The sequence below is a fragment of the Gilliamella sp. Nev6-6 genome (assembly GCF_001690605.1).
Taxonomy (GTDB): Bacteria; Pseudomonadota; Gammaproteobacteria; order Enterobacterales; family Orbaceae; genus Gilliamella; species Gilliamella apicola_C.
In genome coordinates this window covers 1-4,527 of sequence record NZ_LZHP01000027.1, presented here as the reverse complement: position 1 = coordinate 4,527, position 4,527 = coordinate 1, and the positions used below count along the sequence as shown (strand labels likewise).

Below are 4,527 nucleotides of genomic sequence, written 5' to 3'. Positions count from 1 at the left end.
TGCAATATCAATACCTAACGCCTCACGATTAAAGTCATCGATGACATTGAATGTCCTAAAGCGACGTTGATTACGACTACTGTCACTCATAAAATCCATTGACCAACATTCACCTTGTTTATTGGGGACTAATAACCTTTCCGGGCATCGTGGAGGAATGCGTTTTTTACGCTTTACCCTGAGATTAAGCTTTAATTCACAATACACCCGATATACCCGTTTATGATTCCATTGATAGCCGAGCTTTCTGATACGATTAAAACATTTAGGAAAGCCCCAGCGTAAATGCCGGTCTGTGATAGCATTCAACACCGAAACAATCACCGAATCATCCTACAACTTAGGTTGATAATAGTAAGCACAACGGCTTAAACCAACAATGGCACAACTCATTGCAATAGTAACTGAATGATTTTGTTGTAGTTGCTGTGCCCATCTTTTACGTGCCTTGGTGGGCACTAAAGCTTTTTTATGATTTCTTCCTGAAGCTGGGATTTTAAGCTCAGTTCGGCAAACATCAGCTTAAGCTTGCGGTTTTCAGCCTCCAGCTCCTTTAAGCGTTTAATATCCGACGTTTCCATTCCGCCGTATTTTTCTCGCCATTTATAGAAAGTTGAATTACCCATGCCATATTTACGGCACAGTTCTTTAACGGGAATACCTGCCTCTGCTTCTTTTAAAATAGCGACGATTTGATGTTCAGTCATTTTTTTCATAATTAAATCCTCTTTTACTTTTATCATGGAGAATTTTCTACTTTTTTGCTGTACTATTTTAGGGGATAGTTACACTGTTACGGAAGATGGTTTTGATTTATTCAGGAAATATGTATCTGGATGGCTTAAATATTTAGATAAAAGTACTGTAGAAAATAAGTATGAAAATATTAGTCGTTTGGAAAAAGGCTTAGCTAAAATTAGAGAGTTAAAGAATTTATAAAATTAAATACTACGATTATCTAAAATTTTATTATATTACTATCAAATCAAGGCATTTTAATATATAGATTAGTCGATTTGGCCAAAATCTAAGATTAAAATACAATGTTTAGCACATGTTGACCGAAGTATCCATCGAATACCCAAGCTAGTGAGCGTTACGGCTATGTCTACAACGCCTTAGGTCGACGTACCGAAAAACATCAGCTAGACAACGCAGGCAAATCCTACACCGTACCCGTTTCCTGTGGGATGGCTTAGCAGTGATTTAGGAAACCAGCCCGAATCAGCACAGCAGGCTGTATATCTATACCGACTAGAATAACTATGAAGCACAGGGAAGAGCTGGTGTTCCTGAAAAGAAAATTGGTATACTAAGAAAAATCGTAAAAATTCATAAAGAAATTAGCAAATGTTAATGGAGATATCATGCACCTAGTATATGAACTTACACCTTCATCAAACGAAAATAGTGGTATCAAATTTGGTGGAGGAGCATTTATTGACGGCAATTGGCCCCAAAATCCGTTAGGTGAAAATTTAACATTATTATTCACAATCGATAATGATAAATTATCTGATTCTATTAGTGGAATTAATCTTCCTAAAGCTAAATATATTTCCGTATTTTCAACATATAATGAAAATAGATATTTTTTGGACGATATTGTTTATTTCGGTGATGATGCAGAACTTGATCATTTAAAATCAGGATTTACCAGAGTTACACTAACTGAGACATCAAAATTACGTGAAAATAGTAATAGTCTTGTTCCTCAATATCTTGAATTAGAAAAGACACAACTAAAGAATAATGAGTACCCAGCATTTTCTTTTTTGTCAAATAAAATACCCAATGGCATTGTGGCTTGTGAAAAATTGCTAAATGAATATGATTTTATTGGCCAATTATATTCATCAGATATTCCAGTTCATGATGGTGGAGCTTTATTTTTATCTGATGCTATTGGATATTTGTTTCTAAAAAAGAAGATTGATGATTTTAATAATGCAGGACTTTTTTTTGTTCAAACGGCATAATTATTTTAATATAACTATCTAACAATAATTTATAAATGTGCTAATAGTAATAGTTTCCTTAATATTTTGTAGGGAGATAATGTATCTGTTTATTATAATCTAAGCTGTAACGCCCCTCTAAAATAGTGCAACAAAAGAGTAGAAAACTCGCTTGAAATATATAGCGATTAAGTTTGTCGTTCTCTTTGATGAACCAGATGAACAAGAAGGGAATGATGAAAAGGATGTCACTATTTCAGTTAATGCACCCTATGAAAATTTTCTTATTATTCATTTATTAGAGTATTATTTACTTACTAACGATGTTGATAACCTAATTAATTATCTAAAAAAAATAAAAATACCGTATAGTAAGAAATATTGTGGACAATTAAAGAAAATATATGCATTACTTTAATCAAAAAATCGGCAATATTTACAATCTTTAACGATAAAAAAGTGAATAAACTTATACATAGTTTTATTATCATTCATACATAAATAATCGAGAGACTATTAGAAAAATAAAAAAGCTTGATTTACCCACTGATATACAAACAAAGTTATTATCGCAAGGTGCGTTTTTAGTTTGGATAATAGGCGCCTTTATACTGCTAAAAAGGCTGGAATTTCTAAGGCTCCATCTAGATGGGCTACTTAAGTGGATCTGTCTTCAGCTACTTTATGGCGGCGTTTTACAACTAAAACCAGTGGTAAATCAATAAAATTGAGGTGTAAATAATATGAATACAAAAGAAATTCAAACAAAATACGGTATAATTTATGCGCGAAGTGCATTAATATTATCTGACGTAAAATTAGAATGTATACCATTTACTTTAGTTGTTAATACGTCATTAGCATTATCAGGCTGTAAACCGAAGATATCGAATGTTCCAGAAGTTAAAGTTACATTTACTTTCAGTGATATTTATAGTTTATTTATTTATAGAATGGATGAGTATCCTTATGAGCAATATTTAAAATCTAGTTTTGATTTAGTTGATGAGGTGCATAAAAAAGGAAGGCAACGTATAGTACTCAGCACTTATGATCATATTTTTGATGTAATTGGTAAATATGAAATTAAATATTACTAAAAAATAAAATTATAGAAGTTAGCTCAATAATTAGATATATGTAAGATAGAGAGTTATTGCTTCAAAAACAAACAAAGTGCTAGCCACAACCAGCGTTACAACTACGCCTACGACGCCTTAGGTCGACGTATCGAAAAACATCAGTCAGGCGCACAGGCAAACCTTACAACCGTACCCGTTCCTATGGGATAGCTTAACAATAATACAGGAAACCTGCCCGAATCGGCACAGTAGCCTGAATATCTACACCCACTAGAGCAACGACTAGCCACTGGCACGTATAGGCACAGACGGCAATTAAAAACAATATATCCGCTGCTTCTACGCCGACCAGAACGGCTTACCGATGCAAACGGCGAATAACTCTGGGAATGTAGCTATCAGCTCTAGGGTAAGCGCATTCAGGAAATCGAACACAAACCAATAGAGCAAAACTTCAGATATCATGGGTGATATTTAGACAGAAAAACTAGACTGCATTACAATACCTTTAGGTACTATGATCCAGATATAGGACGCTTTACCCAGTCCAACTCAATTGGGCTGCTAGGTAGGTGTAATCTGTATCAGTATGTGCCGAATGGGCTGACTTGGATTGATACACTTGGATGGTATAAAAATAGTAATGACACTAATTGAGATTGGGTTTTATATGATGTAATGGATAGGAATCTAAACGCCGTGCTAAAACAGGAATTAGTAAAGCAGAAGATGTAATGGTTGGCGGATAATAGACGTGCTTATACGAGTATAAGAAAAGTACGAAAAGCCCCTAACTTTGGCAATGCAGAATCGAAAGTAGTCCGTACTTATAGAGGAATAACTAAAGGTAAAATGAAAAGAATTGAGGCAAGAAGAGTTAGGCTTTTAAGAATATTAAAACATGAATTGCCACCCAATAGAGAAAAAGATCAACGTTATAGACCCAGTACTAAAAAGAACAAGTGGTGCTAACTATTTTACAAGGTATATTATGGGAAAAAAATAATGGTGTCATTGCCTACTGAAGTACCAAAAATAAATGACAATGTGAATATGCATTTCATGTGGATAGAATTGAACAAATATATTGATAACTTGTTACCGCGAATAAATATTTTAGATTTAAAGAGACTGTTCAATATTCTGTGTCATTTCGGTAAACTATGTAACAAAAAAGGAAATGACCCATGTCCCAAGAATTTGATTTTGAAAAAGCATTAAAATTATTACAAAATGGTCAACCGCTAACGGGTAAAGATGGTATTTTAACGCCATTAATCAAGCAGCTAACAGAAGCGGCGTTATCGGCGGAATTAGATTCTCATTTAGCCAACGACATTACCCCTAATCGGCGTAATGGTAAGAGTTCAAAGACAATAAAAAGCTCATCAGGCAGTTTCGAACTTGATGCACCAAGAGATAGAAACGGTTCATTTGAACCTCAACTCATCAAAAAAAATCAGACAACATTAAACGATGAAATTGAA

General features: G+C 34.0%; 5 protein-coding genes and 3 pseudogenes. 5 read left to right on the top strand and 3 right to left on the bottom strand.

What is annotated here, in order from left to right; translation table 11 throughout:
- Positions 1 to 174: 174 nt before the first annotated feature.
- From A9G42_RS14665 to A9G42_RS04430, 3 genes and pseudogenes are all read right to left on the bottom strand, one after another.
- A pseudogene (locus tag A9G42_RS14665) lies at positions 175 to 312 on the bottom strand (IS3 family transposase); the annotation flags it as partial.
- Positions 313 to 333: 21 nt separating this feature from the next.
- A complete protein-coding gene (locus A9G42_RS14255; RefSeq protein WP_257006350.1) occupies positions 334 to 459 on the bottom strand; it encodes a hypothetical protein in 126 nt (41 codons plus the stop codon).
- Positions 460 to 505: 46 nt separating this feature from the next.
- Positions 506 to 716 (bottom strand): annotated as a pseudogene (locus tag A9G42_RS04430) (transposase); the annotation flags it as partial.
- Positions 717 to 1,367: 651 nt separating this feature from the next.
- Between A9G42_RS04430 and A9G42_RS04420 the strand changes: the two are divergent.
- The 5 genes and pseudogenes from A9G42_RS04420 to A9G42_RS04400 all read left to right on the top strand — a co-directional run.
- On the top strand, positions 1,368 to 1,979 hold the full coding sequence (locus A9G42_RS04420; RefSeq protein WP_065566956.1) for a hypothetical protein: 612 nt from the start codon (positions 1,368 to 1,370) through the stop codon (positions 1,977 to 1,979).
- A 151-nt stretch (positions 1,980 to 2,130) separates the two neighbouring features.
- On the top strand, positions 2,131 to 2,376 hold the full coding sequence (locus A9G42_RS04415; protein WP_065566959.1) for a hypothetical protein: 246 nt from the start codon (positions 2,131 to 2,133) through the stop codon (positions 2,374 to 2,376).
- Positions 2,377 to 2,701: 325 nt separating this feature from the next.
- Positions 2,702 to 3,058, top strand: coding sequence for a hypothetical protein (locus A9G42_RS04410; RefSeq protein WP_065566957.1), 357 nt, complete (start codon positions 2,702 to 2,704; stop codon positions 3,056 to 3,058).
- A 465-nt stretch (positions 3,059 to 3,523) separates the two neighbouring features.
- A pseudogene (locus tag A9G42_RS14660) lies at positions 3,524 to 3,697 on the top strand (RHS repeat-associated core domain-containing protein); the annotation flags it as partial.
- Positions 3,698 to 4,227: 530 nt separating this feature from the next.
- Positions 4,228 to 4,527: transposase (locus A9G42_RS04400; RefSeq protein WP_179854595.1), on the top strand; the 300-nt coding region annotated here is incomplete at its 3' end.